At 71.6% G+C, this 25454-nt stretch carries 20 protein-coding genes, 2 rRNA genes and 1 pseudogene; 5 read left to right on the top strand and 18 right to left on the bottom strand.

Translation table 11 applies throughout. The features are described from left to right. Positions 1 to 4: 4 nt before the first annotated feature. The 4 genes from ald to G3I78_RS24035 form a co-directional block, all read right to left on the bottom strand. On the bottom strand, positions 5 to 1120 hold the full coding sequence (gene ald / locus G3I78_RS24050; protein ID WP_343243834.1) for an alanine dehydrogenase: 1116 nt from the start codon (positions 1118 to 1120) through the stop codon (positions 5 to 7). 144 nt (positions 1121 to 1264) lie between these two features. Next, a complete protein-coding gene (locus tag G3I78_RS24045) occupies positions 1265 to 3496 on the bottom strand; it encodes a tetratricopeptide repeat protein (RefSeq protein ID WP_164427968.1) in 2232 nt (743 codons plus the stop codon). A 271-nt stretch (positions 3497 to 3767) separates the two neighbouring features. Continuing rightward, the gene (locus G3I78_RS24040) at positions 3768 to 4397 is read right to left on the bottom strand and encodes an NUDIX hydrolase (RefSeq protein WP_164427966.1); all 630 of its coding nucleotides are present in this window, start codon (positions 4395 to 4397) and stop codon (positions 3768 to 3770) included. Between the two features lie 85 nt (positions 4398 to 4482). Continuing rightward, positions 4483 to 6132: a CTP synthase gene (locus G3I78_RS24035; protein ID WP_164427964.1), complete on the bottom strand. Its 1650-nt coding sequence runs from the start codon at positions 6130 to 6132 to the stop codon at positions 4483 to 4485. A gap of 471 nt (positions 6133 to 6603) precedes the next feature. Here G3I78_RS24035 and G3I78_RS24030 point away from each other — a divergent pair, with 471 nt between their 5' ends. Beyond that, on the top strand, positions 6604 to 8406 hold the full coding sequence (locus tag G3I78_RS24030; RefSeq protein WP_164428478.1) for a glycoside hydrolase family 15 protein: 1803 nt from the start codon (positions 6604 to 6606) through the stop codon (positions 8404 to 8406). A gap of 98 nt (positions 8407 to 8504) precedes the next feature. Next, positions 8505 to 9889: pseudogene (locus G3I78_RS24025) on the top strand (FAD-binding oxidoreductase). On the opposite strand, the gene G3I78_RS24020 reads toward G3I78_RS24025, so the two are convergent. Then, a complete protein-coding gene (locus G3I78_RS24020; protein WP_164428476.1) occupies positions 9876 to 10202 on the bottom strand; it encodes a hypothetical protein in 327 nt (108 codons plus the stop codon). The pseudogene G3I78_RS24025 and the gene G3I78_RS24020 sit on opposite strands and share 14 nt — an antisense overlap. A 29-nt stretch (positions 10203 to 10231) precedes the next feature. Here G3I78_RS24020 and G3I78_RS24015 point away from each other — a divergent pair, with 29 nt between their 5' ends. Continuing rightward, on the top strand, positions 10232 to 11863 hold the full coding sequence (locus tag G3I78_RS24015) for a PucR family transcriptional regulator (RefSeq protein ID WP_164427962.1): 1632 nt from the start codon (positions 10232 to 10234) through the stop codon (positions 11861 to 11863). Here the strand turns inward: G3I78_RS24015 and G3I78_RS24010 are convergent. The 5 genes from G3I78_RS24010 to G3I78_RS23990 form a co-directional block, all read right to left on the bottom strand. Next, a complete protein-coding gene (locus G3I78_RS24010) occupies positions 11860 to 12996 on the bottom strand; it encodes a glycosyltransferase family 4 protein (protein WP_164427960.1) in 1137 nt (378 codons plus the stop codon). The genes G3I78_RS24015 and G3I78_RS24010 overlap by 4 nt on opposite strands. Positions 12997 to 13295: 299 nt before the next feature. Continuing rightward, the gene (recN, locus tag G3I78_RS24005; RefSeq protein WP_164428474.1) at positions 13296 to 15014 is read right to left on the bottom strand and encodes a DNA repair protein RecN; all 1719 of its coding nucleotides are present in this window, start codon (positions 15012 to 15014) and stop codon (positions 13296 to 13298) included. A 160-nt stretch (positions 15015 to 15174) separates the two neighbouring features. Next, a complete protein-coding gene (locus tag G3I78_RS24000) occupies positions 15175 to 16080 on the bottom strand; it encodes an NAD kinase (protein WP_164427958.1) in 906 nt (301 codons plus the stop codon). Continuing rightward, on the bottom strand, positions 16077 to 16892 hold the full coding sequence (locus G3I78_RS23995) for a TlyA family RNA methyltransferase (RefSeq protein WP_164427956.1): 816 nt from the start codon (positions 16890 to 16892) through the stop codon (positions 16077 to 16079). The genes G3I78_RS24000 and G3I78_RS23995 overlap by 4 nt, the downstream gene beginning before the upstream one ends. Before the next feature lie 7 nt (positions 16893 to 16899). Next, entirely contained in the window at positions 16900 to 17202 is a 303-nt protein-coding gene (locus tag G3I78_RS23990; protein ID WP_164427954.1) for a hypothetical protein, read from the bottom strand. A 42-nt stretch (positions 17203 to 17244) separates the two neighbouring features. Between G3I78_RS23990 and G3I78_RS23985 the strand changes: the two genes are divergently transcribed. Beyond that, positions 17245 to 17592 (top strand): SCP2 sterol-binding domain-containing protein, encoded by a 348-nt coding sequence (locus tag G3I78_RS23985; RefSeq protein ID WP_164427952.1) that lies wholly within the window; start codon positions 17245 to 17247, stop codon positions 17590 to 17592. On the opposite strand, the gene G3I78_RS23980 is transcribed toward G3I78_RS23985, so the two are convergent. The 4 genes from G3I78_RS23980 to G3I78_RS23965 all read right to left on the bottom strand — a co-directional run bounded on the left by G3I78_RS23980 (position 17576) and on the right by G3I78_RS23965 (position 21665). Further along, on the bottom strand, positions 17576 to 18463 hold the full coding sequence (locus G3I78_RS23980; protein ID WP_164427950.1) for an ABC transporter ATP-binding protein: 888 nt from the start codon (positions 18461 to 18463) through the stop codon (positions 17576 to 17578). The genes G3I78_RS23985 and G3I78_RS23980 overlap by 17 nt on opposite strands. Continuing rightward, positions 18460 to 19497 (bottom strand): iron chelate uptake ABC transporter family permease subunit, encoded by a 1038-nt coding sequence (locus G3I78_RS23975; RefSeq protein ID WP_164427948.1) that lies wholly within the window; start codon positions 19495 to 19497, stop codon positions 18460 to 18462. The genes G3I78_RS23980 and G3I78_RS23975 overlap by 4 nt, the downstream gene beginning before the upstream one ends. Next, positions 19494 to 20537 (bottom strand): iron chelate uptake ABC transporter family permease subunit, encoded by a 1044-nt coding sequence (locus tag G3I78_RS23970; protein ID WP_164427946.1) that lies wholly within the window; start codon positions 20535 to 20537, stop codon positions 19494 to 19496. The genes G3I78_RS23975 and G3I78_RS23970 overlap by 4 nt, the downstream gene beginning before the upstream one ends. Positions 20538 to 20636: 99 nt before the next feature. Next, positions 20637 to 21665, bottom strand: coding sequence for an HAD-IIA family hydrolase (locus G3I78_RS23965; RefSeq protein ID WP_164427943.1), 1029 nt, complete (start codon positions 21663 to 21665; stop codon positions 20637 to 20639). Between the two features lie 72 nt (positions 21666 to 21737). Between G3I78_RS23965 and G3I78_RS23960 the strand changes: the two genes are divergently transcribed. Next, a complete protein-coding gene (locus G3I78_RS23960) occupies positions 21738 to 23021 on the top strand; it encodes a DUF1015 domain-containing protein (protein ID WP_164427942.1) in 1284 nt (427 codons plus the stop codon). Between the two features lie 54 nt (positions 23022 to 23075). Here G3I78_RS23960 and G3I78_RS23955 read toward each other — a convergent pair whose 3' ends face one another. From G3I78_RS23955 to G3I78_RS23940, 4 genes are all read right to left on the bottom strand, one after another. Beyond that, positions 23076 to 23861: a tetratricopeptide repeat protein gene (locus tag G3I78_RS23955; protein ID WP_164428470.1), complete on the bottom strand. Its 786-nt coding sequence runs from the start codon at positions 23859 to 23861 to the stop codon at positions 23076 to 23078. Beyond that, complete coding sequence (locus G3I78_RS23950) at positions 23753 to 24991, bottom strand: hypothetical protein (protein WP_203615526.1); 1239 nt, start codon at positions 24989 to 24991, stop codon at positions 23753 to 23755. The genes G3I78_RS23955 and G3I78_RS23950 overlap by 109 nt, the downstream gene beginning before the upstream one ends. Positions 24992 to 25147: 156 nt before the next feature. Then, positions 25148 to 25264, bottom strand: a 5S ribosomal RNA gene (rrf, locus tag G3I78_RS23945). A 105-nt stretch (positions 25265 to 25369) separates the two neighbouring features. After that, positions 25370 to 25454 (bottom strand): 23S ribosomal RNA (locus tag G3I78_RS23940); the annotation flags it as partial.

Raw genomic sequence — 25454 nt, 5'->3', positions numbered from 1 at the left:
GGGCTCAGCCGAGCAGGGTCTCCAGCTCCACGTGCTCCAGGCCGTGCGCCTCGGCGACCTCGCGGTAAACGACTTTGCCGTCATGGGTGTTGAGACCCTTCGCGAGCGCGGGGTCGCGGCGCAGCGCCTCCACCCAGCCCCGGTCGGCGAGTTCGACGATGTAGGGCAGCGTGGCGTTGGTGAGCGCGTAGGTCGAGGTGTTGGGCACCGCGCCCGGCATGTTGGCGACGCAGTAGAAGACCGAGTCGTGTACCTGGAAGGTCGGCTCGGCGTGGGTGGTCGGACGGGAGTCCTCGAAGCAGCCGCCCTGGTCGATCGCGATGTCGACAAGGACACTTCCGGGCTTCATCCGCGCGACGAGCTCGTTGGTGACCAGCTTCGGGGCCTTCGCGCCGGGGATCAGCACCGCGCCGATGACGAGGTCGGCGTCCAGGACTGCCTTCTCCAGCTCGAAGGCGTTGGACATGATCGCCCGCACCTTGGTGCCGAAGACCTTGTCGGCCTCGCGGAGCTTGTTGATGTCGCGGTCGAGCAGCGTGACGTGGAAGCCCATGCCGACGGCAATCTGCGTGGCGTTCCAGCCGGAGACACCGCCGCCGATGACGACGGCCCGCGCCGGCTGGGTGCCGGGGACACCGCCGGGCAGGACACCGCGGCCGCCGACCGAGCGCATCAGGTGGTAGGCGCCGACCTGCGGGGCGAGCCGGCCCGCGACCTCGGACATCGGGGCGAGCAGCGGCAGTGCGCGGGAGGGCAGCTCGACGGTCTCGTAGGCGATCGCGGTGGTGCCGGACTCGATGAGCGCGTCGGTGCACTCCTTGGAGGCCGCCAGGTGCAGGTACGTGAAGAGCGTCTGGTCCTTGCGGAGGCGGTGGTACTCCTCGGCGATGGGCTCCTTGACCTTCAGCAGCAGGTCGGCGGCGGCCCACACCTCGTCGGCGGTGCCGAGGATCTGCGCGCCCTCGGCGACGTACTCCTCGTCCGGGATCGAGGAGCCGAGCCCGGCGCCCCGCTCGATGACGACCTGGTGGCCGTGGCGCACCAGCTCGTGCACACCGGCCGGGGTGATGGCCACCCGGAACTCGTTGTTCTTGACCTCGCGGGGGATGCCGACCTTCACGTGGATCACGGTCCTTGGCTCAGTGGATGTGGGGCAATACAACACATACCCAGGCATGCATGAGCACACCAGGAGACACCGCAGGAGAAGGTGCGGCAGAGCCAGTCTAATGAAGGTGTTCCCGCTGTCTAGCCTTTCATTGCATCAATCTTCTGCGGATGTACTACGGATTTCGCAGGCGTCAGCGTCTTGTTTCGGCTCGTCAGCCTGCTGCGCCCCCGGTTCACCCTCGGAAAGCGCGCCCGGCTCGCCTTCGGAAACCACACCCGGTTCGCCCTCCGAGACCACGTCCTGTTCGCCCTCCGAGAGCCCGTCCGGCTCCTCCTCGGAAGCTGCTTCCGGTGTCTCCTCGGAAGCGGCTTCCGGTGTCTCCTTGGAGACCTCCTCCGGATCGCCCCCGGACAGCTCCTCGCCCAGCAGCCGCTCGGCGGCGCCGCGGTGCAGCCGGGCGGCCGCGGGGTCGCCCAGGTGTTCCAGGGTGTCCGCGAGCCGCAACTGGAGCGCCGCCTGGAGCCGGGAGTCCTCGGCGCGCCGCGCCCACTCCACGGCCTCCTGGCAGGTCTGCAGCGATTCCTCGGGGTGTCCGGCGTACTCCTGGACCCGGGCGAGTTCGCTCAACGCCCGTGCGTGCGCGGCGACATCACCGCTCTTGCGGTGCCCCGCGACGGCGGCCCGCCAGTTGCGCAGCGCCTCGCCGTAGCGGCCCGCGTAGGTGTGCGCGGCGGCGATACGACCGTACAGCCGGGCGGCCTCCGCACGCTCGTCCCGGGCCAGGCGCTGGGCGAGGGCCCGGCCGAACCAGTCGGCGGCCCGGTCGTAGTCCCCGAGCTCCAGATGCGCGCCGCCTACGGATTCCATCGCGCGGACGGTCGCGTACGGGTCGTTCGCCTCCCGCCCGGCGTCCAGGGCCGCCCGGTAGCGGGCCAGTGCCTCCTGGGTGCGGCCGGTCCGGGCGTCCAGATCGGCCAGGTTCAGCAGCGCGGCGGCCTTCTCGCGGGGCAGCCCGCGCCGCTCGGCCACGTCGAGGACCAGGCCGTGGACGCCGTACAGGTCGGGCGCCGCGGCCTGGGTGCCGAAGTGGGCCACCATCGTGCGCACCAGCTGGGACATCAGGCGCCTGGCCAGGGTGTCGAGCTGCCCGTCGGCGACCGCGGCGAGGGCGGCGGCGAGCAGGGCGGGCCTGCGGACGCGCAGCCAGTCCTCGGCGGCCCTGGGGCTCGGGAAGCGCAGGGAGCGCGGCATGCCCTGGAGCTTCTCGCGGGCGTCGGGGTTGTCGGTCTCGGTGATGGCCCGGGAGGACTGGAGCAGCCGTACGGTCCGCTCCAGCATCCGGGCCCTGGCCAGCTGGAGTTCGGCCGGGCGGTCCTGGGTGTCGGCGAGGGCCTTGAGCAGGGGCTGGAGGCAGCCGGGCACCTCGTACTGCGGCAGCGGCGAGGCCACGGCGTGCAGCAGCCCGAGGGCGACGAAGTCGTCCAGGGTGGAGCGGGCGCTGCCCACCGAGCAGCCGGCGAGCGCGGAGGCGGTGTGCGGGTCGACGAGGCCGGCCGGGGCGAGGGAGAGCAGTCGCAGTATCCGGGCGGCGGGGGTGGGCAGGGAGGTGTAGACGAGCTTGAAGACCCGGCTGAGCGGGCTCCCTTCGTCACCCTCCGCATGCAGATGCTTGGCCAGATCGGCGACGGCGGCCTTCGGCCGGGCGGCGAGCCAGCCCCCGGCCAGCATCAGCGCGGCGGGGTGCGCCTGGCACTCCTCGACGAGTCCCTCGGCCGCGCGCGGGTCGACGGTGATACGGACCGAGCCGGTGTGCCGGGACAGCAGTTCGAGGGCGGACTTGGTGTCGAGACCGCCGAGCGTGCACGGCCGGACGTCCGAGATCCCGGTCAACGGCCCTCCCGAAACGGCCACGACCAGGCACTCCGGGGTGTCCGGAAGCAGGGCGTCCACCTGTTCCGCGGCCGTCGCGTCGTCGAGCAGCAGCAGCGCCCGGCGCTCGGCGAGGGCCTCGCGCAGCGCATGGGTCAGGTCGTCCTCGGCGGCCCCCGCGGGCGCCGGCACGTCGAGCGCGCCGAGCAGTTCCCTGGCCGTGTGCTCGACCGGCACAGGCGTGCCGTCGGGCTCGCTGAGCCGGGCCCGCAGCACCCCGCCGTCGTAACGCTCCGCAACCTGCCGTACGAGTTCCTCGGCGAGCGCGGTACGGCCGGACCCGGGGCGCCCCGCGATGAGCAGCACGCGCGCGCGTGGCGCCTTCCGGCCCGCGATCGTGTCCAGGCCGGCCCGCTCGATATCGGCCCGGAGTTCCTTCAACTCCCGCGTCCGCCCCAGGAACTGACCCTCACTCGACAGCCGCAGGCCGCCCGAGTACACCGCCTGATCCGTCACGGGCCACACTCCCGTCCACCGCACGCGCAAAGCCCGCCGGTGACCCCGGTTCGGGCACCAAAAGCCTAGTTCACGCTGTGCAACGTTCCTGGCGGAGCGCGACGGTGGAGTCCCTCGATCGGATCAACGGATCATAGGAACTTCGGTCCTGTGGTGCAGCCAGGGGCGCGGGGCTGTGTCGACATGCGGCTCCGCCGCGCGGGGCGCGACCGGCCATGCCGATCCGCACCCCGCGACGAACCGGCTGGAACAACGGCGCGACCCGAGACCGTCAAGCCTCGAAAGGCCGCGCAGGCCACTCCGCCTCAGCCGGCCGCAACTTCTCCAGCCCTCCGCCGGAGGCTCGCGCCGCGACCAACGACAACACCCCCACCACCAGGCAGTTGTTGTGAAGCTCCCCCGCGAGAACCCCCCGCACCAGCTCACCCACCGGCACGCGCGCGTACTCGAGGTCGATCTCCTCGTCCTCGACCGCGAACCGCTCCTCCTGCGCCTCGGACAGCCCCCGCGCCAGGAAGATCCGGATCGCCTCGTCGCAGCCGCCCGGCGTCGTGTAGATGTCCGTCAGCACCCGCCAGTCCTCCGCCTTGACGTGCGCCTCCTCGTACAGCTCCCGCTGGGCCGCGTGCAGCGGGTTCTCCCCGGGCACGTCCAGCAGCCCCGCAGGGATCTCCCACAGCTTCTGCCGTACGGGATGCCGGTACTGCCGGATCAGCAGCACCCGGTCCTCGTCGTCGAGGGCGAGGACGGCCACGGACCCCGGGTGGACCTGGTAGTCGCGGCGGACCACCGAGCCGTCGGGCATGACCACCTCGTCCGTGCGGACGGAGGTCTTGTTGCCCACGAAGGGGGTCCGAGTCCCCCGGATCTCCCACTCCTCCGGGGTGTCCTTGATCGTCATGCCCTGTCCTTCCCCACGTGCGCAAAAGAAGCCGGGGCGCCCGCCATTTGAATGCGTGCGCCCCGGCCACCGTACAACTGTTGTGTTACTTCGAAGTCTTCCGCTCGACCGAGGCCTTCACCAGGCCCGCGAAGAGCGGATGCGGACGCGTCGGACGCGAGCGCAGCTCCGGGTGGGCCTGCGTGGCGACCAGATAGGGGTGGACATCGCGCGGGTATTCGACGTACTCGACGAGCTTTCCGTCCGGCGAGGTGCCGGAGAACAGGATGCCCGCCTTCTTCTCCAGCTCGGCGCGGTAGGCGTTGTTCACCTCGTACCGGTGACGGTGCCGCTCCTCGACATACTCCTTGCCGTCGTACACCTCACGGACGATGGAGCCCTCGGCGAGCTTGGCCGGGTACATGCCCAGCCGCATGGTGCCGCCCATGTCGCCCTCACCGGCGACGATGTCGAGCTGCTCGGCCATGGTGGAGATGACCGGGTGGGAGGTCGCCGAGTCGAACTCGGTGGAGTTGGCGTCCGGGATGTCGGCCAGGTGGCGCGCGGCCTCGATCACGATGCACTGGAGGCCCAGGCACAGGCCGAGCAGCGGGATCTTGTTCTCGCGGGCGTACTGGATCGCGCCGACCTTGCCGAGCACACCGCGGTCGCCGAAGCCGCCGGGGATGCAGATGCCGTCCACGTCACCGAGCTGCGCCGCCGCGCCGGCCGCGGTCTTGCAGTCGTCGGAGGTGACCCACTTGATCTTCACGCGGGCCTTGTTGGCGAAGCCGCCCGCGCGCAGCGCCTCGGTGACCGAGAGGTACGCGTCGGGCAGGTCGATGTACTTGCCGACCAGGGCCAGGGTGATCTCGTGGTCGGGGTTGTGGACGCGGTCGAGCAGGTCGTCCCAGGTCCGCCAGTCCACGTCCCGGAAGGGCAGGTCCAGCTTGCGGACGACATAGGCGTCCAGGCCCTCGCCGTGCACGGTCTTCGGAATGTCGTAGATCGAGCGGGCGTCGGGACAGGCCACCACCGCGGCCTCGTCGACGTCGCACATCAGCGAGATCTTGCGCTTGATCGCGGTCGGCACCTCGCGGTCGCAGCGCAGCACGATCGCGTCCGGCTGGATGCCGATGTTCCTCAGGGCCGCAACCGAGTGCTGGGTCGGCTTCGTCTTCAGCTCACCCGACGGTCCGATGTACGGCAGGAGGGAAATGTGGACGACGAAGACGTTGTCACGGCCGACCTCGTGCCGGACCTGGCGGACCGTCTCCAGGAACGGCAGCGACTCGATGTCGCCGACAGTGCCGCCCACCTCGGTGATGACGACGTCCACCTCGTCCGTCGCCATGCGGCGGATGCGGTGCTTGATCTCATTGGTGATGTGCGGGATGACCTGCACGGTGTCACCGAGGTACTCGCCGCGCCGCTCCTTGGCGATCACCGTGTTGTACACCTGGCCGGTGGTGACGTTGGCGGAGCCGTCGAGGTCGCGGTCGAGGAAACGCTCGTAGTGGCCGATGTCCAGGTCGGTCTCGGCGCCGTCGTTGGTGACGAACACCTCGCCGTGCTGGAAGGGGTTCATCGTGCCCGGGTCGACGTTCAGGTACGGGTCGAGCTTCTGCATGACGACGCGCAGACCCCGCGCCTTCAGCAGCATGCCGAGGCTGGAGGCCGTCAGGCCCTTGCCGAGCGAGGAGGCGACACCCCCGGTGACGAAGATGTGCTTGGTCGTCGTAGATTTCGGCGGCATGGCCAAGACGGGGCTCCCGTGGTCGCGTTCTGGGGGTGCGGTTCGGGGGTCAGGTGCCCACCGGTCCACGGGCTACCAGGGTATCAGCGCCGCGGCGAGATGGCTTCCGGCCACGCTCCGCACACGAGTCGACACGGACCAGCACGAGCACACCCGTTCCTCACCCGTTGCTCACCCGTTCGGCCCAGCCGCGTTGCCCGGAGCGGCACACAGATCATCTACGTGCGTCGTATCCTGCTCGGACACTCGCTGCCGAGCCCGACCGGAAACACGGGACCACCCCCACCCGTAAGCCCCGGAACAACGAGAGCTCGTCAGTTCGTTGAGCAGCAGTTGTCGTTTTGCCTCACAGCGGCAGGCCTGTTTTGCTTCACCGCTCAACGACGCTTTACAACGACCCCCTTGACCGCACCAAGCGACAGCCCCCTTTTTCCTTCAGGGGGTGACGTGGCCGTTCGACTGGAGTTGCACGTGGCCGGGCGCATCGAAGACTACGCACTCATCGGAGACATGCAGACCGCGGCATTGGTCTGCCGGGACGGCACAGTGGACTGGCTGTGCCTGCCCCGCTTCGACTCGCATGCCATCTTCGCCGGTCTGCTCGGCACAGAGGAACACGGGTTCTGGCGGCTCGGCCCCGCGCACGCGGCCGACGCCGAGCCCCCGACGGCGGCCCGGCGCACCTACCGCGGCGACTCCCTGATCCTCGAATCCGAGTGGGACACCCCGCGCGGCACGGTCCGGGTGACGGATTTCATGCCCCCGCGTGACGGCGCCCCGCAACTCATCCGGATCGTCGAGGGCGTCTCGGGCCGCGTGCCCATGCGCTCGGCCCTCCGGATGCGTTTCTCCTACGGCCGTGTCGTCCCGTGGGTCCACAAGCACGAGGGCCGCACGGTCGCCGTGGCCGGCCCGGACTCGGTGTGGTTCGACACGGACTGCGAGACGTACGGCAAGTCCCTGACGACGTACTCCGACTTCACCGTCGCCCCGGGTGACCGGATCGCCTTCACCATCTCGTGGGAGCCCTCGCACAAGCAGCCGCCGCCGCTGCCGGAGCCGGAGCAGTCCCTCACGGCGACCGAGGACTTCTGGCGCGAGTGGGTCGAGCACTGCACGTACCACGGCCCCTACCGCGAGGCCGTGATCCGCTCACTGATCACCCTCAAGGCGCTGACGTACGCCCCCACGGGCGGCATCGTGGCGGCCCCCACGACCTCCCTCCCGGAGGACATCGGCGGCGTCCGCAACTGGGACTACCGCTACACCTGGCTGCGCGACGCGGCCATCACCCTGTCCTCGCTGCTGCGCACCGGCTACCGCGAGGAGGCCCGCGCCTGGCGCGAGTGGCTGCTGCGAGCCGTCGCCGGTGATCCGGAGAACCTCCAGATCATGTACGGCATCGCGGGCGAGCGGGAGCTGGGCGAGGCCGAGCTGGACTGGCTGCCCGGCTACGAGAACTCCGCGCCGGTCCGGGTCGGCAACGGCGCCGCGCACCAGCTCCAGCTGGACGTCTACGGCGAGGTCACCGAGGCCCTGCACCTCGGCCACATGACGGGCCTCGCCCGCAACGACTACGCCTCCATCCTCCAGCTCAAGCTGATCCGCTACCTGGAGGACCACTGGAACGAGCCGGACGAGGGCATCTGGGAGGTGCGCGGCCCGCGCCGCCACTTCGTGCACTCCAAGGTGATGGCCTGGGTCGCCGTCGACCGCACCATCAAGCTCATCGAGTCCGGCGACGCGGACGGCCCGCTGGAGAAGTGGCGCGATCTGCGCGACGACATCCACCGGGACGTGTGCGAGAAGGGCTACGACAAGGAGCGCAACACCTTCACCCAGTCGTACGGCTCGAAGGAGCTGGACGCGAGTCTGCTGCTGATCCCGCAGATGGGTTTCCTGCCGCCCGACGACAAGCGCGTGATCGGCACCATCGAGGCGATCCAGCGCGAGCTGTCCACCCCGGACGGCTTCATCCTGCGCTACCCGACCTCCAGCGGCGACGAGAACGTCGACGGCCTCCCCGGCGACGAAGGGGCCTTCCTGGCCTGCTCGTTCTGGATGGCGGACGACCTCGCGATGATCGGCCGGGTCGACGAGGCCCGCAAGCTGTTCGAGAAGCTGCTGGCCCTGCGCAACGACCTCGGGCTGCTCGCCGAGGAGTGGGACCCGCGCCTCAAGCGCCAGGTCGGCAACTTCCCGCAGGCCTTCAGTCACGTCCCGCTCATCGACACGGCCCTGCGGCTGACGGCGTCGGGCGCGTACGGCGGTTGATCCGCTCCGTGCGGTGACGGCCGGCGGCTGAACAGGACCGCCGGCCGAAGCCCGCCTAGGCTGGGAACCAACAGCCCCTGCACGAAAGGGGGCGCCCCATGGCATCCCCGTCGAAAGCGGGCGCGGCGCTCGCCGCGCTCCGTGAGGATCTGGTCGGCGACGTGCTCGCCCCGGACGACCCGGGCTACGACGAGGCCCGGACCGTCTTCAACGCGATGATCGACCGCAGGCCCGCGGCCATCGCGCAGTGCGTGAACGAGGACGACGTCGTACGGGCCGTGCGCTTCGCCCGTGAACTGGACCTGCCGATCGCGGTGCGCGGCGGCGGGCACAGCGTGGCGGGCATGGCGCTGAACGACGGCGGGCTCGTCGTCGACCTGCGTCATCTGCGCGCGGTCACCGTCGATCCCGAGGGCCGGGCGGTACGGGTCGCGGGCGGCGCCACCATGAGCGACCTGGACCGCGCCTGCCAGCCGCACGCCCTCGCCACCACCGGCGGCCGGGTCTCCACCACCGGGGTCGGCGGCTTCGTCCTGGGCGGCGGCTCGGGCTGGCTGGACCGCTGGTGCGGACTGGCCGTGGACAACCTCCTCGGCGCCGACCTGGTCACCGCGGACGGTGAGCGGGTCCACGCGAGCGCCGACGACAACCCCGACCTGTTCTGGGGTCTGCACGGCGGCGGAGGCAACTTCGGCGTCGCGACCTCACTGACCCTGAAGCTCCACGAACTGCCCGAGTTCTCCATCGCGTTGCTGCTGTACCAGCCGGAGTTCGGCCCCGAAGTGGCCCGCACCTACCGTGAGTTGATCACCGTGGCGCCGGACGAGGCGAGCGGCGGTGTGCTGTATCTCACCGGCCCGCCCGAGGAGTTCGTACCACCGCACCTGGTCGGCACGCTGCTGTGCGGTGCGCTGCTGACGTACGCCGGCACCGAGGAGGACATGCGCAAGCTGGCCGAGCCCCTGCTGGCGCTGCCGCACGAGACGGAGGTCGTCGGCGCGATGCCGTACGCCGATGTCCAGTGCATGCTCGACGATCCGCCGGGGATGCGGAACTACTCTGGTCGGCGGAGTACCTGACCGGCGCCCCCGACGACTACCTGGACGCCTTCTGCGCCGGGGCGGAGACCATGCCGGTGCCGACCGGCTCCCTCCATGTGCTGTTCCCGCTCGGCGGGGCGATCGCGGCGGGCCCGCACGAGTACCCCGTCCCCTACCGGGACGCGCCGTGGGCAGTGCACCCCTTCGCTATGTGGGAGGACCCCGCCGACGACGAGCGGTGCGAGCGCTGGGTGCGGGACGTCCGCGCCGCCGCGCAGCCGTGGAGCACCGGCGCGGTGTACCTCAACTTCATCGGCGACGAGGGCGCCGACCGGGTGGTGGCGGGCGTCGGCACCGAGAACACCCGCCGGCTCGCCGAGGTGAAACGGCGGTACGACCCGGACAACGTGTTCCGCTTCAACCACAACATCAGCCCGGCCTGAGGGCGGTGAGCGTGCCTTCCCCCGCCGGGTCACCGGCGGTGGCGGGCACCAGGACGACCTCGTCGAGCCCGGCCTCGACGAAGACCTCGCTGTAGCCGGGCACGGTGAGATACCCGGCGATGCTCCCCAGCACCTGGGCGAACGCCAGCAGGTCCGGGTCGACGGCCGCGGGCAGCCGGGCGGCGAGCACGAACGGGTCCCAGGTCGGCCCCTCCCCCGCCCACACCTCCCGGTATCCGAGCCGGTCGGCGAGGACCGCGACCCGGAGCGGCTCCTCGACCGGGCTGTCGTCCTCCCGTACCACGGCGACCACGCTCAAGTCCCTCGGGTAGCGTCCGGCTCATGGACAGCGGTACGAACAGCGGATTCGACACCCAGGGCGCCGGGATCACCGTGCAGCGGGCGCTGGAGCTGCCGGGTCTGCGCAGCGGGCTCCCGGAGATCCTCGCGGGCGCGGACCGGCTGCACCGGACCGTGCGCTGGGTGCACGCGGGCGAGGTCCCCAACATCGCGTCCCTGCTCAAGGGCGGCGAGCTGCTGCTGACCACCGGCTACGGCCTCGGCACCCGACCGGCCGAGCAGCGGGCGTTCGTCCGCACCCTGGCCGAGCGCGGGATCGCGGCCCTGGTCGTCGAGCTGGGCCCGCGTTTCACCCGGCTGCCCGCGGCCCTCGTCGACACGGCCCGCGCGACCGGTCTGCCGCTGGTCCAGCTGCACCGCGAGGTGCCGTTCGTGACGGTCACCGAGGAGATCCACACCGAGATCGTCAACGGCCACTACGCGCTCCTCCAGCGCGCGGAGGAGGTGCACCGCCGCTGCACCGAGGCCCTGCTGGGCGGCGGCGGGGTCCCGCAGGTGCTCGGCATCCTGGCCGACTTCGGCGGCAACCCGGTCTTCCTGGAGACGACGGACGGCCAGCTCCTGTACGCCGCCGGAGAGGGCCCCGAGGGCGCCGACCCGCTCCAGGTCTGGGAGGGCCTGCGCGGCCAGCACAAGGACACCCCGCCGGCCGGCTCGGTCCTCGTGGACGTGCCGGGCGGCGGGCCCGGCGCCGGTGCGGTCCGGGCGCGGCTGGCCCTGCTTCCCGTACGGGCGCCGCTGGGGCCGGTGCACCGCATGGCGGCCGAGCGGGCCGCGGGCATCCTGGCCGTGGTCCTGATGCAGGCCCGCCAGGAGGAGGAGCTGGCCGCCCGCGGCCGCGGCGACTTCCTCACCGACCTCGCCGAGGGCCGGATCACCGCGGAGGACGCGCCCGCACAGGCGCGCGTACTGGGCTTCAAGCCGAGCGGCGGCCCGCTGCTGCCCGTGGTGATGCACCTCGGCTCCTCGGGCGGCGGCTGGGCTGTCCTGGCCCGGGCGGTCTCCGAGGAGCTGGCCTCGGTCGGCGTACCGGTCCTGCTGGGCGTACGGCCCGTCGAGGGCCGCGTCCTGGTGCTGCTCGGCCTGCGCTCGGAGTCGGAGCGGCCCACGGTCGCGGACCGGGTCGCGGCGGCGCTGCGGGCCGGAGTGGAGCGGGCCGGGCTGCAGCGTCCGGGCGCCCAGCCGCCGGTGGTCGTGGTCGGTGTGGCGGGCAGCTGGACGGCGGCCTCGGCGGGCCTGCGCCACGCGGCCGAGACGGCGACCGCGGCCCAGGGCCTGTCCGACCGCCCCTGGTACGACGCCCGCCGCCTCGACATCGACCTGCTGCTGTGGCGGCTGCGCGACCATCCCGACCTCGCGGCCTTCGTGGACCGCGCGATCGGCCCGCTGCGCGCCCACGACGACCGCTCCAAGCCGCCGCTGCTGCCCACCCTGGAGACCTATCTGGCGCACGCGGGCCGCAAGGCGGAGACAGCCCGTGAACTCCACCTCAACCGGCAGACCCTCTACAACCGCCTCGCCCGCATCGGCGAGTTGCTCGGCACCGACCTCGACGACCCGCAGACGGTACTGGCGTTGAGCCTGGCGCTGCGGGCCCGCAGACACGTGCCCTAGATGAGCGGCCGGTGCTGGGTCAACTCGTCGTAGACGCTGAGCACTTGCGCGACCGTCTCGTCCTCCGTCGGCCAGGTGGCCGCCTGTCGCACCCCCCGCTCCCTGAGCAGTTCCTGGTGTCCGGGGTCGCCGAGCAGTCGTACAACGGCCTCGGCGAGCGCCCCCGGGTCGCCGTACGGGACGAGTTCGGCCGCGTCGCCGACGAGTTCGGGGATGCCGCCGACCGCGGTCGCGACGAGCGGCACGCGCGCGTGGAAGGCCTCCTGGGCGAGCACGGACCGGGCCTCCCAACGGCTGGGCAGCAGCGCGAGGTCGGCCGCCGCGAGCAGTTCGGTGATGTCGTCGCGCCGCCCGATGAGCCGGACCGGCAGCCCCTCGTCCTCGATCCGGCCCTGAAGGAGCGTCCGCAGCGGCCCCTCCCCCGCGATGACGACCAGCGGGACGGGGTCGAGCAGCCGCCACGCGCGGGCGGCGTCCAGCAGGGTCTCGTAGCCGCGGTGCTTGTCCAGGGAGCCGACGGCCATCAGCAACGGGCGTCCGGTGGCGCCGAGTTCGGCGCGCACCTTGGGCCGTAGCCGGTCGGGGTCCTCCTGTTCGACGGCCCCGCGCGGCCCGGGCAGGGCGACGGCGGCGAGCCGCGCGTCCCGGGCGCCGGTGCTGCGCGCCCGGTCGACGAGCGCCGAGGTGGAACCGAGCACCACGGCGGCGGCCTTGACGACCCGGCGCTCGAGAAGGCGCACGAAATGAGCCCGCGCGCCCTCGGCATACGCCCGGTCGTGCCAGGTGACGACCAGCGGAGTCCGCCGTCCGCTGAGCGCGAGCACGGCCCGGAAGGACGCGTGCAGCCCGTGCGCGTGCACCAGATCCGCGTCCGCGCACGCAGCCCGGAGCACGGCCACGGAGGTCGGGTCGCTGCTGCGTGGCACGTGCACGTGTTCGGCACCGGCCCCGGAGAAGTCGTAGGTGCGATCCGCCTCGGCGGGGGCGCACACCGTGACCCGCACGCCCCGCGCGACGAGCCCCGAGGTCAGGGAGCGCACATGCGCGCTGCTGCCGGCATTGCCGCCGCCCAGCACCTGCACGGTGCGCAGCGACGACTGGCCGTGCGGTGAGTGGCTGCTCACGGGGGTCACGTGGCCGGGGCTCCTGGTTCGGGTCGGACGGTCACGAGGAAACGTACAGAAGGTACCGAGCGGAGGGGTGTACCGCGCGCTTCCTACGCGTGATGGGTTCTTGGCCAAGGATGCCAGGACGTACGGGTGTTCCGTGCATGCGAAGAACGGGGGAAGGGTGCGCGCGGCGAGTCGGCGTCACTCACAAGAGTGAGGGTGCGGTGTCCAAGCTGCCTTTGGGGGGCGCGGGGCCGTATCGATGTGCGACTACCGCCGGGTGGGCGCGACAAGCCCCCACCCGCCGCGAGCCGAGACACGACTCACGCGTCCGCCCGTGCCGTGGCCAGCAACTCCTCCGCATGCGCCCGAGCCGTCTCGGAGTCCTCCTGTCCGGCGAGCATCCGGGACAACTCCCGTACCCGCTCCTCGCCTTCGAGGACCTTCACACCGGACCGCGTCACCGACCCGTCGTTGGTCTTCTCGACCAGCAACTGCCGGTCGGCGAAGGCCGCGACCTGGGGAAGGTGGGTCACGACGACGACCTGCGCGGTCTTCGCGAGCCGCGCCAGACGCCGCCCGATCTCGACGGCCGCCTTGCCGCCGACACCCGCGTCGACCTCGTCGAAGAGATACGTCGGCACCGGGTCCGTCCCGGCGAACACGACCTCCACGGCCAGCATCACGCGCGACAGCTCACCGCCGGACGCGCCCTTGGCGATGGGCCGGGCCGGCGCGCCGGGGTGCGGGGCGAGCAGCAGTTCGACCTCGTCGACACCGGCCGACCCGTACGCGACCGCGCGCCCGCCGACCTCGACGCCGTCCGGGTCCTCGGTCTGCCGAAGGGCGAAGGACACGCGCGCGTGGGGCATCGCCAGCGAGGCCAGCTCCGCCGTCACCGCCGCCGCGAACCGCTCGGCGGCGTCGGTTCGCGCATCGGTCAACGCCTGCGCCAGCCCGCCCAGTTCGGCCCGGAGGGCGTCCCGCTCCGCGGTCAGCTCGTCGATCCGCTCGTCGTCGCCGTCGAGCTGGGTGAGCCGCGCGGCGCTCTGCTCGGCCCAGGCCAGCACGGAGGCCACGTCGTCGCCGTACTTCCGCGTCAGCGCGGTGAGCGCGGCCCGCCGCTCCTCGACGGCCGCCAGCCGCAGCGGATCGGCGTCCAGGTCGTCGGCGTACCCCGCCAACTCCCCCGCCACATCGCCCAGCAGGATCCCGATCTCCCCGATCCGGTCGGTGAGCGCGGCCAGAGCGGGGTCATGCGACCGCACGGCCTCCAGGGCCCGCTGAGCGCCCGCCACGAGCGTCGCTGCGTCGATCCCCTCCGGGTCCTCGGGGTTCCCGGCGAGAGCGGCGTGCGCGGCCGTGGCGGCGGAGGACAGCGCCTCCGCGTGCCCGAGCCGCTCGGCCTCCTCCGCCAGCTCGACGTCCTCACCGGCCCGCGGCTCGACACCGGCGATCTCGTCGAGCCCGTACCGCAGCATGTCGGCTTCCTGGGCCCGCTCACGCGCGCGCGTGACGATCTCGTCCAGCTCGACGGAGACGGCCCGCAGCCGCCGGTACGCCTCGGTGTACTTGGCCAGCGGCACGGCTACGGCGTCACCCGCGTACCGGTCGAGCGCCTGCCGCTGCCGGTTCAGCTTGAGCAGCCCCTGCTGATCGGTCTGCCCGTGGACGGCCACCAGCTCGTCGGCGAGCTCGGCGAGCACCCCGACGGGCACCGACCGCCCCCCGAGATGCGCCCGGGACCGCCCTTCGGCGGAAACGGTACGGCTGATCAGCAGCGCCCCGTCGTCGATCTCCGCCCCGGCCTCCTCGGCCCGTACGACGACGGAGTCCCCGGCGGACACACTGATCCGCCCCTCCACGACCGCCTTCTCGGCCCCGATCCGCACGAGCGCCGGGTCGGCCCGCCCACCGAGCAACAGCCCCAGGCTGGTGACCACCATGGTCTTGCCCGCACCCGTCTCACCGGTGACAGCCGTGAACCCGGGCGACAACTCGACGACAGCGTCATCGATGACTCCGAGCGACCGTATCCGCATCTCTTCCAGCACGGTGAAGACCTTACGAGGTCGGGGCGGGCGAGTGCGAGGTGCCCTTGTCACTCGGGCGAGTGTCAGGCTTTAGGGGCGCGGGGAACTGCGCGACAAGCCCCCACCGGCCGTCAGCCCCCCACGCTCCGCAACCACCCCCCACGGTTGGCTAGTGAGGCGCCCCCCGCCACCCTGATACGGGCAACGCAAACTTCGCCACAAGCCGGTCAGTGAAGGACGCATGATGCAGCCGAGCCAACCGCACCGGCACAGCCCCCCGCCGCACCTCCACCCGCGCCCCCGGCGGCAACTCGAACGTCCGCCGCCCGTCACACCACAACACCCCCGGCGGAATGTGAGGCAACAACTCCACAGCCAGCACAGAGTTCGGCGAGGTCACCAACGGCTTCGCGAACAACGCATGCGCGGAGATCGGCACCATCAGCAACGCCTCGACCTCAGGCCACACCACAGGCCCACCCGCCGAGAACGCGTACGCCGTGGACCCGGTGGGCGTGGACAGCACGATGCCGTCACACCCGAACCCCGTCACCGGCCGCCCGTCGATCTCCAGCACGACCTCAAGCAGCTTCTCGGCCCCGGCCTTCTGAACAGCCGCCTCGTTCAGCGCCCAGTCGGTGTGGACGATGTCCCCGTTCCGGTGAACGACGACATCGACCGTCATCCGCTCCTCGACCTCGTACGACTTGGTCACCACCCGGTCGACGACCTTGTCGAGATCGTCCCGCTCGGCCTCCGCGAGGAACCCGACGCTGCCGAGGTTGACGCCGAGCATCGGCACCCCGGACGCCCGGGCGAACTCCGCGCCCCGCAGCAGCGTCCCGTCACCGCCGAGCACGATGAGCAGCTCGCACCCTTCGAGGCACTGCGGGGTCGCCTCCTTGACGAGCTCCACCTCGGGCGGCAGCGGCAGGTCGGCGGCCTCGTACTCCAGGACGCGCACGCCGATCTCCGAGTGCAGCAGCCCCTTCACCACGAGCTCGGCACTGCGGATGGCGGCGGGCCGCCCCGTGTGCGCGAGCAGGAAAACAGTACGAGATCGGTTCGGTGTCACCGCGGCCCCTCCGCCACTGCACGGTCAACATCGGCCGGGTCCAGGGCGGGCGCCCCGGCACGCAGCCACAGAAAGTATTCGACATTGCCCGAGGGCCCGGGCAGCGGACTGGCCGTGACCCCGTTCACCCCGAGCCCGAGTTCCGCCGCCTTCGCGGCCACTCCCCGCACGGCCTCCGCCCGCAGCTGCGTGCTCCGTACGACTCCCCCACTACCGAGCCGTTCCTTCCCCACCTCAAACTGCGGCTTCACCATCATCACCAGATCGGCGTCCGGCTTCACGCACCGCACCAGGGCGGGCAGTACCAGTCCGAGCGGGATGAAGGACAGATCCCCCACGACAAGATCCACTGGTTCCCCATCGATCGCTTCGAGCGTCAACTCGCGTACGTTCGTACGGTCCTTGACGGTGACGCGTTCATCGCTTTGGAGAGACCAGGCGAGTTGGCCGTACCCGACGTCGACGGCGACCACGTGCGCGACCCCGGCCCGCAGCAGCACATCGGTGAACCCGCCGGTGGACGCGCCGGCGTCCAGCGCCCGCCGCCCCTCGACGACGAGCCCCCGCGGCCCGAACACCTGAAGCGCGCCCGCAAGCTTGTGCCCGCCCCGGGACACGTAGTCGGGTTCGCCGCCGTCGTCCTGCACCACGATCGCGGCCGCCGTCTCCACCTGGGTGGCGGGCTTGGTCGCGACGGTCCTGCCGACGGTGACCCGCCCGGCCGCGATCAGCTGGCTGGCGTGCTCACGCGAGCGCGCCAGCTTCCGCCGGACCAGCTCCGCGTCCAGCCGACGGCGTGCGACTCCTGCCACGTTCGGTTCAGCTCCTAGTGCCATACGAGGGTGAGGGCGCCCTCTGGTCATACGACGGTGAGGGCGCCGGAGGTCCCGGGCGGGCGTCGAGCGCGGTGAGCGCGTCGCGCAGCCCCCGGTGCACATCCTCGTACACCTCGACGTGCCCGTCCGTGGCGAGGTGGTCGGCGTCGCCCAGCCGCTCCAGCAGGGCGTCGACCTCGGCGTTGCCGGTGGCGGTGCGAGGGACGTTCAGAGGCGCGGGGGCGGCCGGGTCGTGCTCGGGTCCGGCCGCGACCTCTTGTGAAGGCTCTGGAAGGGCGTCGCTCATGCCCAGACGCTACCCCGAACCGCTGGGGTACCGTCGATCGCGATGGCCACGATCGAGGAGTGCCGCGCCGCACTCGAAAAGCTCTCCGACAGCATGGGGAACGCCGAAGGGGACGTCGCCGCGGCAGCGTCGATGGACCGCTCGGTGAGCTGCCGTGTCACCGATCTCGACGTCACCTTCGTCGGCCGGATGACCGGCGGCCGGATCGTGGTGCACGACACCCTCCAGGGCCCTCCGAAGGAGAAGGCCCAGATCAGGCTGACCATGACCGGCGACGACCTGGTGGCCCTGGTCAACGGCGAGCTGAACTTCGCCAAGGCCTGGGGCTCGGGCCGGGTGAAGCTGGAGGCGGGCCTCAGGGACCTGTTCCAGCTCAGGAAGCTTCTGTAGCGCCGACGGCCCCGCTGCCGGCCTCCACGCGCGTACGTGCCTTGCGCGCGGCCGGCACCACCAGGGGCGTCCCCGTCTCCGGGTCCTCGATGACCTGGCAGCGCAGCCCGAAGACCTCCTCGACCAGCTCGGCCGTGACGATGTCGTTCGGGGCGCCCTCGGCGACGACGCTGCCGCTCTTCAGCGCGATCAGGTGCGTGGCGTACCGCGCCGCGTGGTTGAGGTCGTGCAGGACGGCGACCAGCGTGCGGCCCTGCTCCTCGTGCAGCTCGGCGCAGAGGTCGAGGACGTCGATCTGGTGCTGGATGTCGAGGTAGGTCGTCGGCTCGTCGAGGAGCAGCAGCGGGGTCTGCTGGGCGAGCGCCATGGCGATCCAGACCCGCTGCCGCTGACCGCCGGACAGCTCGTCGACGTACCGCTCGGCGAGCTCGGCGACCCCGGTCTGCCGCATGGACTCCTGGACGACCCGCTCGTCCTCGGTGGACCACTGGCGCAGGATGCCCTGGTGCGGGTAGCGGCCTCGTCCGACCAGGTCGGCGACGGTGATCCCGTCCGGCGCGATGGACGACTGCGGGAGCAGGCCCAGGGTGCGGGCGACCTTCTTCGCCGGCATCGACTGGATGACCTGCCCGTCGAGCAGCACCTTGCCCTGACTGGGCTTGAGCATCCGCGACAGGGCCCGCAGGAGCGTGGACTTGCCGCACGCGTTCGGACCGACGATCACCGTGAAGGAGTTGTCGGGTATCTCCACCGACAGCTGCTCGGCGATGACCCGCTGGTCGTAGGCGAGAGTGACGGTGTCGGCGGACAGGCGGTTCACGGTGCTCCTAGGGTTGTTCAGTCCGCTGGTGAGGCTGGTCCCGGCGCTCATATCCGGCCCGCCCTGCGCTCGGTGACCAGGAGCCAGAGCAGGTAGACGCCGCCGAGGACCCCGGTGACCACGCCGACGGGCAGCTGGTCGGCGCCGAAGACCTTCTGCGAGACCCAGTCGGCGGTGACCAGGAGGGCCGCGCCCATGCACAGGGACGGCAGCAGGTTGGGGCCGGGCGAGCGGGTGAGGCGGCGGGCCAGCTGGGGTGCGGTGAGCGCGACGAAGCTGACGGGGCCGGCGGCCGCGGTGGCGGCGGCGGTGAGCAGGACGGCGGCGACGAGCAGCAGCAGCCGTACCCGCTCCACCCGTACACCCAGGGCGTTCGAGACGTCGTCGCCCATCTCCATCATCCTCAGGCCGCGGGCGTTGGCGAGGACCAGCGGGACGAGGACCGCGCACAGCCACAGCAGCGGCCAGACCTGGTCCCAGTCCCGGCCGCTGAGCGAACCGGTCATCCAGACGACGGCCTGGGCCGCCTCGGTGAGCGTGGACCTGGTCAGCAGATAGCCGTTGACCGCGGTGACGACCGCGGAGACCCCGATGCCGACCAGGACCAGCCGGTACCCGTGCACGCCCTGCTTCCAGGCGAGCAGATAGATGGCGAGCCCGGTGACCAGCCCGCCCACGAGCGCGCCCGTGGTGACCTGGGCCGAGCTGCCGGAGAACAGCACGATCATCGTGAGCGCCCCGGCCGTCGCCCCCTGCGAGAGCCCGAGCACGTCCGGACTGCCCAGCGGATTGCGGGAGATGGCCTGGAACAGCGCACCCCCGAGCCCCAGCGAGGCACCCACGAGAAGCGCGACGAGCACCCGCGGCAGCCGCAGCTCGTTGACGATGAACTCCTGCCCCGCGTCGCCGTTCCCGAGCAGCGTCCTGAGCACGTCCCCGGCGGGGATCGGGAAGTCGCCGGTGCCGATCAGCACGACGCTCGCGGTGAGCGCGGCGAGCAGCACCAGGGCGACGACGACAGCGGCCCGGACGTCCAGCCGGAGCGAGAGCCCTCCGGGGGTCCTGATGGCACGGTTGGTCCTCACAGCTGAGCCGTCCTCCGCCGTCGTACGAGAAAGATGAAGACCGGCCCGCCGACGATCGCGGTGACGATCCCGACCTGAAGCTCCGCGGGCCGCGCGACGACCCGGCCGATCACGTCGGAGCCCAGCAGCAGCACGGGCGACAGGATGGTCGCGTACGGCAGGATCCAGCGCAGGTCGGGGCCGGTGAAGGAGCGCACGATGTGCGGGACCATCAGGCCCACGAACACGATCGGACCGCAGGCGGCGGTGGCGGCACCGCAGAGCACGGTCGCGGAGAGCATGGCCAGCGCCCGGGTGCGGTTGAGGTTGGCGCCGAGGGCCTTGGCGGTGTCGTCGCCCATCTCCATCGCGTTGAGCGGCCGGGCGAGCGCGAGGGCGAGCAGGGAGCCGGCCACGAGGAACGGCAGCACCTGTGTGATGGTCGAGTTGTTGGCCGAGGACAGCGAACCGACCGTCCAGAAGCGCATCTTGTTGAGCGCCTGGTCGTCAGTGATCATCACGGCCTGGAGATAGCCGTACAGCGCCGCGCTGATCGCCGTGCCGGCCAGCGCGAGCCGTACCGGGGTGGCGCCCCGGCTGCCGCCGAGGAACCAGACCAGGGCGCCGACCGCGGCGGCTCCGGCGAAGGCGAACCACACATAGCCGCTGAGCGAGGTGACGCCGAAGAAGGTGATCGCGGTGACGACCGCGGCGGACGCTCCGGCGTTGATGCCGAGCAGCCCGGGGTCGGCCAGCGGATTGCGGGTGAGCGCCTGGAGCACCGCTCCGGACAGCCCGAGCGCGGCACCGGCCAGCAGTCCGAGGATCGTCCGCGACAGCCGGTCGGCCACGACCACGTCGCCGTAGGTCCCCGTGTCGTGGAAGAGACCGTGCCAGACCTCGCCGACGGACAGTCCCTTCGCGCCGATCGCGATACTCGCCACCGAGACGGCCACCAGGATGGCCACGGAGACGAGGAGCCCAAGGACTCGTATCGCCCGGCGGGTTGGGGGCGCGGGGGCGGTCTCCGCGCGCTGTTCAGGGGGACTGTCGACCAACACCCAGTTAGGTTAGCCTACCCTGCCCATCGGCCACGATTCGGTGGTCCGAACGCACTCGGACTCACAGAAACCCGCCCCGGCGCCTACCGACAACACCGGCTACAGCCCCAGCCTGGCCAGCGCCTTCCCCGCATCCAGCTCGCACACACCCTCCCCGGCCGCCGTCCAGGCAGCCGCGCACAGCGCCCGCAGCCCGTCCAGCGCCTCACCCTCACCGTCGATTTCCAGCCGCTCCATCCCGGCCGTCGCCGTCCACCCCCCGCACCGGAAGCCGTCTCCCGCCTCAACGACCTCGGGCTGCCCGGTGAGCATGCCCCGCAGATCGGCGTCCACGAAGGTCGGCCGGTGCTGCGGCGGCGCGGCCAGCAGCTGGGCGCCGTCGGTGACCCCGGTGAGCACGAGCAGCGAGTCCACCTCGCCGTTGAACGCGCCCTCGATGTCCGTGTCCAGCCGGTCCCCGACCACCAACGGCCGCTTCGCACCGGTCCGCAGGATCGTCTCCCGGTGCATGGGCGGCAACGGCTTGCCCGCGACCTGCGGCTCGGCCCCGGTCGCGATCCGCACGACCTCCACCGCGGCGCCGTTGCCCGGCGCGATCCCCCGCCCGCTCGGAATGGTGAGATCGGTGTTGGACGCGAACCACGGCACCCCGCGCGCGACGGCGTAGGAAGCCTCCGCGAACCGCCCCCACGGCAGATCAGGACCGCCGAACCCCTGCACCACCGCGGCCGGATCGTCGTCGGCGGACTCGACGGGCTCCAGTCCCCGCTCCCGCAGCGCGACCCGCAGCCCCTCCCCGCCGATCACCAGCACCCGAGAACCCTCCGGCACCTGCTCGCTGATGAGCCGCGCAACCGCCTGGGCGGAGGTGATGACGTCATCGGCGCCCGTCGGTATCCCCAGCTCGGTGAGGTGCTCGGCCACGGTGTCGGGCGTACGCAGCGCGTTGTTGGTGACGTACGCGAGATGCATGCCGCCCGCACGCGCGGTGGCCAGCGACTCGACCGCGTGCGCGATGGCGTTCCCGCCCGCGTACACCACCCCGTCGAGGTCGAGCAGCGCGGTGTCGTACGCCTCGCTCAGGGCCTGCCCACTGCCCTCGGGCCTCGTCCTTGCGCCCTGGCTCATTCCGCATCGCTCCTAGTTCGACGGCTTTCCCCCGATCATCCCCCATGCCACTGACACCCGTACGATGCCGGGATGAACACAGCAGGTCACCCGGAAGCAACGGCGCGCCGAGGCCTGGAACTCACCCCGTTCCGAGGCCTGCGCTACGACCCCGACCGGGTCGGCAGCCTCGCCGCAGTGACATCCCCGCCGTACGACGTCGTGGTCCGCCCCGACGGCCTGCACCAGCTCCAGTCCAACGACCCGTACAACATCGTCCGGCTGATCCTGCCCCAGGCCACCACCCCGGCCGAGCGCAACGCACAGGCGGCCCGCACCCTGCGCGGCTGGCTGTCCGAGGGCATCCTGGCCGCCGACACCGAGCCCGGCCTGTACGTCTACGAACAGCACGACGACGCCGGCCTCCTCCAGCGCGGAATCATCGGCACCCTGCGCCTCTCGGAGCCCTCGGAAGGTGTGGTCCTGCCCCACGAGGACGTCATGCCTCATGTGGTCGCCGACCGTGCGGCCCTGATGCGCGCCACCTCGGCGAACCTGGAACCCCTGCTCCTCACCTACCGCGGCAACGGATCCACGGCCGGCTTCGTGGAGCGCACCGCCGAGCGGCCACCGCTGCTCTCCACCACCACGGAGGACGGCTACAGCCACCGCCTGTGGGCCGTCACCGACCCCGCCGACGTGGCCGACATCCAGGCCGACCTCGCCCAGCACCAGGCCCTCATCGCCGACGGCCACCACCGCTGGGCGACGTACCGCCGTCTACGCGCGGAGCACCCGTCCCCCAGCCCCTGGGACTACGGCCTGGTCCTCCTCGTCGACACGGCCCGCTACCCCCTCCGCGTCCGAGCCATCCACCGCCTGCTGCACGGCGTCCCGGTAGCCCGGTCTCTGTCGCTCCTCGACGGCCATTTCCGCGTACGCCGACTCGACGTGCCCCTGGCCGAGGCCCTGGAGACCCTCGCCGACGCGGCCTGCGCGGGCAACGCCTTCCTCCTCGCCGGCGACGGCGCCTTCCACCTCGTGGACCGCCCCGACCCGGACCTCCTGTCCCGCACGATCCCCGCCGACCGCCCGGCCGCCTGGCGCACCCTGGACGCGACGGTCCTGCACGCCACCCTCCTCGACCACGTCTGGCACATCCCCGAGGACGACCCGGCCCGCATCGCCTACATCCACGACACGGCCGCCACGGTCGAGAAGGCGGAACGCGACGGCGGCACCGCCGTCCTCATGCACCCGGTCCGCGAGGAAGTCGTCCGCGACCTGGCCCGCCAGGGCGTCACCATGCCCCGCAAGTCGACGTCGTTCGGCCCGAAACCGGCCTCCGGCCTGGTCCTGCGCGCACTGGACGTCTGACGCACGAAGGGGCGGAATCCCAGCACCGGGATTCCGCCCCTTCATTCACCGCTGTCAGTCCTTGAGGTCGCCCTCTTCGCCGTCCTCATCCTCTACGGCCTTCTCGACGACCTCGGTGTCGTCCGCGACCTCTGCCTCGTCCTCGCTCTCGTCCTCCGCCTCGTCGAACGCGTCGACGAACTCGACCCCGTCCATCTCGGCGAGCCGGTCGGACGCGTCGGTGCTGCCGTCCTTGTCGGACTCGACAGCCTTGGCGAACCACTCCCGCGCCTCGTCCTCCCGACCGGCCGCAAGGAGCGCGTCGGCGTAGGCGTACCGCAGCCGCGCGGTCCACGGTTGCACGGAGCTGGACGCCAGCTCGGGGCTCTGGAGCGTCACGATGGCCGCGTCCAGCTGCCCCATATCACGCCGGGCACCGGCAGCGACGAGCCGCATCTCGACCTGCCCCGCCTTGTCCAGCTTGTGCACCTCGGGCGCCCCGGCCATGTCCAGCGCCTTCTCCGGCCGCCCGAGCCCACGCTCGCAGTCGGCCATGACCGGCCACAGCTCCACGTTCCCGGTCATCCGCCGCGCGGCCCGGAACTCGGCGAGCGCCTCGCTGTACTTCTGCGTCGCGTACGCAGCGAACCCGGCCGCCTCCCGTACGGCGGCCACGCGCGACGCCAGCCGCAGCGCCACCCGGGAGTAGCCGTAAGCACCCTCGGGGTCCTCGTCGATGAGCCGCGCCACCATCACCAGGTTCTTGGCGACATCCTCGGCAAGCCCCTTCGGCAGGCTCTGAAGCTCCTGCCGTACGTCCTTGTCGATCTCCTCGCCGGTGACGTCCTCGGAGATCGGCAGCCGCTTGATCGGCTCCCGGTCCCGCTCGTCACGGAACCGCCCGCCACCGCGACGGTCGTCGCCTCCGCGACGGTCACGGTCGTCCCGCCCACGGAACCCACCGGGCCGCCCACCGCGGTCGTCCCTGCGGGGGCCACCGCGCCCACCGCGGTCGTCACGCTGGCCGTAACCGCCGCCACCGCCACGGTTGTCATCACGCCGGAAACCACCGCGATCACCACCACGGTTGTCGTCCCGACGGAAACCGCCACGGTCGTTGCCACCGCGGTTGTCGTCACGCCGGTCGTTGTCACGCCGGAAGCCACCACGGTCACCGCGGTCGTCGCCCCGGCGATCGTCACGCCGGTCGTCCCGACGCTCATAGCTGCCACGGTTGTCATCGCGACGGAAACCGCCACGGTCGTCGCCCCGGTCGTCACGCCGGAAGGCGGGCCGGTCACCGTCACGCCGGAACCCACGGTCCCGGTCACGGTCGTCACGGCGAGGCCCGGCCGGCCGGTCGTCCCGCCGTGCGTAGCCACCGCCGCCACCACGGTTGTCGTCACGCCGGTCGTTGTCCCGACGGTCGTTGTCCCGACGGAAACCACCGCGGTCTCCCCGGTCGTCACGCCGGTCATCCCGACGTGCGTAGCCACCGCCACCACCACCGCCACGGTTGTCATCACGCCGGAAACCGCCACGGTCGTCGCCCCTGCGCTCGCCACGGTCGCCCCGGTCGTCACGCCGGAAGGCAGGCCGGTCACCGTCACGCCGGAACCCACGGTCCCGGTCACGGTCGTCACGGCGAGGCCCAGCCGGCCGGTCGTCCCGACGGAATGCAGGACGGGGCCCACGGTCGTCGCCTCGCCGATCATCACGGCGGTCGTCACGCCGGCCGTAGCCACCGCCACCGCCACGGTTGTCGTCACGCCGGAAGCCACCACGGTCCCCGCGGTCGTCGCCCCGGCGATCATCACGCCGGTCGTCCCGACGCTCGTAGCCACCGCGGTCGTTGTCGCGACGGACGTACCCACCACCGCGGTTGCCACCACGGTCGCTACCGCCACGGTCATTGCCACCGCGGTCGTTGTCGCGGCGGTCGTTGTCGCGGCGGAAGCCGCCCCGATCGCCCCGGTAGCCGCGATCGCCACGGTCACCACTGTCCCGTCGCCGCTGGTCGCGCTCCGGTCGGTCGTCGGGAGAGTTGGTGGACATGGTGACTCCTGTCTTCGGTACTGCAAGCATTCTAAAAACAAAAGGACCCCTGGTCCCAGCTGAACGCTGGGACCAGGGGTCCTCCAAAGATTGTTCGGCGGCGTCCTACTCTCCCACAGGGTCCCCCCTGCAGTACCATCGGCGCTGTAAGGCTTAGCTTCCGGGTTCGGAATGTAACCGGGCGTTTCCCTCACGCTATGGCCACCGAAACCCTAATGGTTTCGAGCGAACAAGCACACTTTTTTGTTATGCGTTCCAGCTCAAAGCCGACAACGGTCGTTGCCTCAGAACTAACACAGTGGACGCGAGCAAATATGGACAAGCCCTCGGCCTATTAGTACCGGTCACCTCCACCCCTTACAGGGCTTCCAGATCCGGCCTATCAACCCAGTCGTCTAC

Origin of the sequence: Streptomyces sp. SID13726 (genome assembly GCF_010548375.1) — a bacterium.
In the GTDB taxonomy this organism is placed as follows: domain Bacteria; phylum Actinomycetota; class Actinomycetes; order Streptomycetales; family Streptomycetaceae; genus Streptomyces.
Note: the sequence above shows the minus strand (reverse complement) of the source record. Positions and strands in the feature narration are given on the sequence as shown.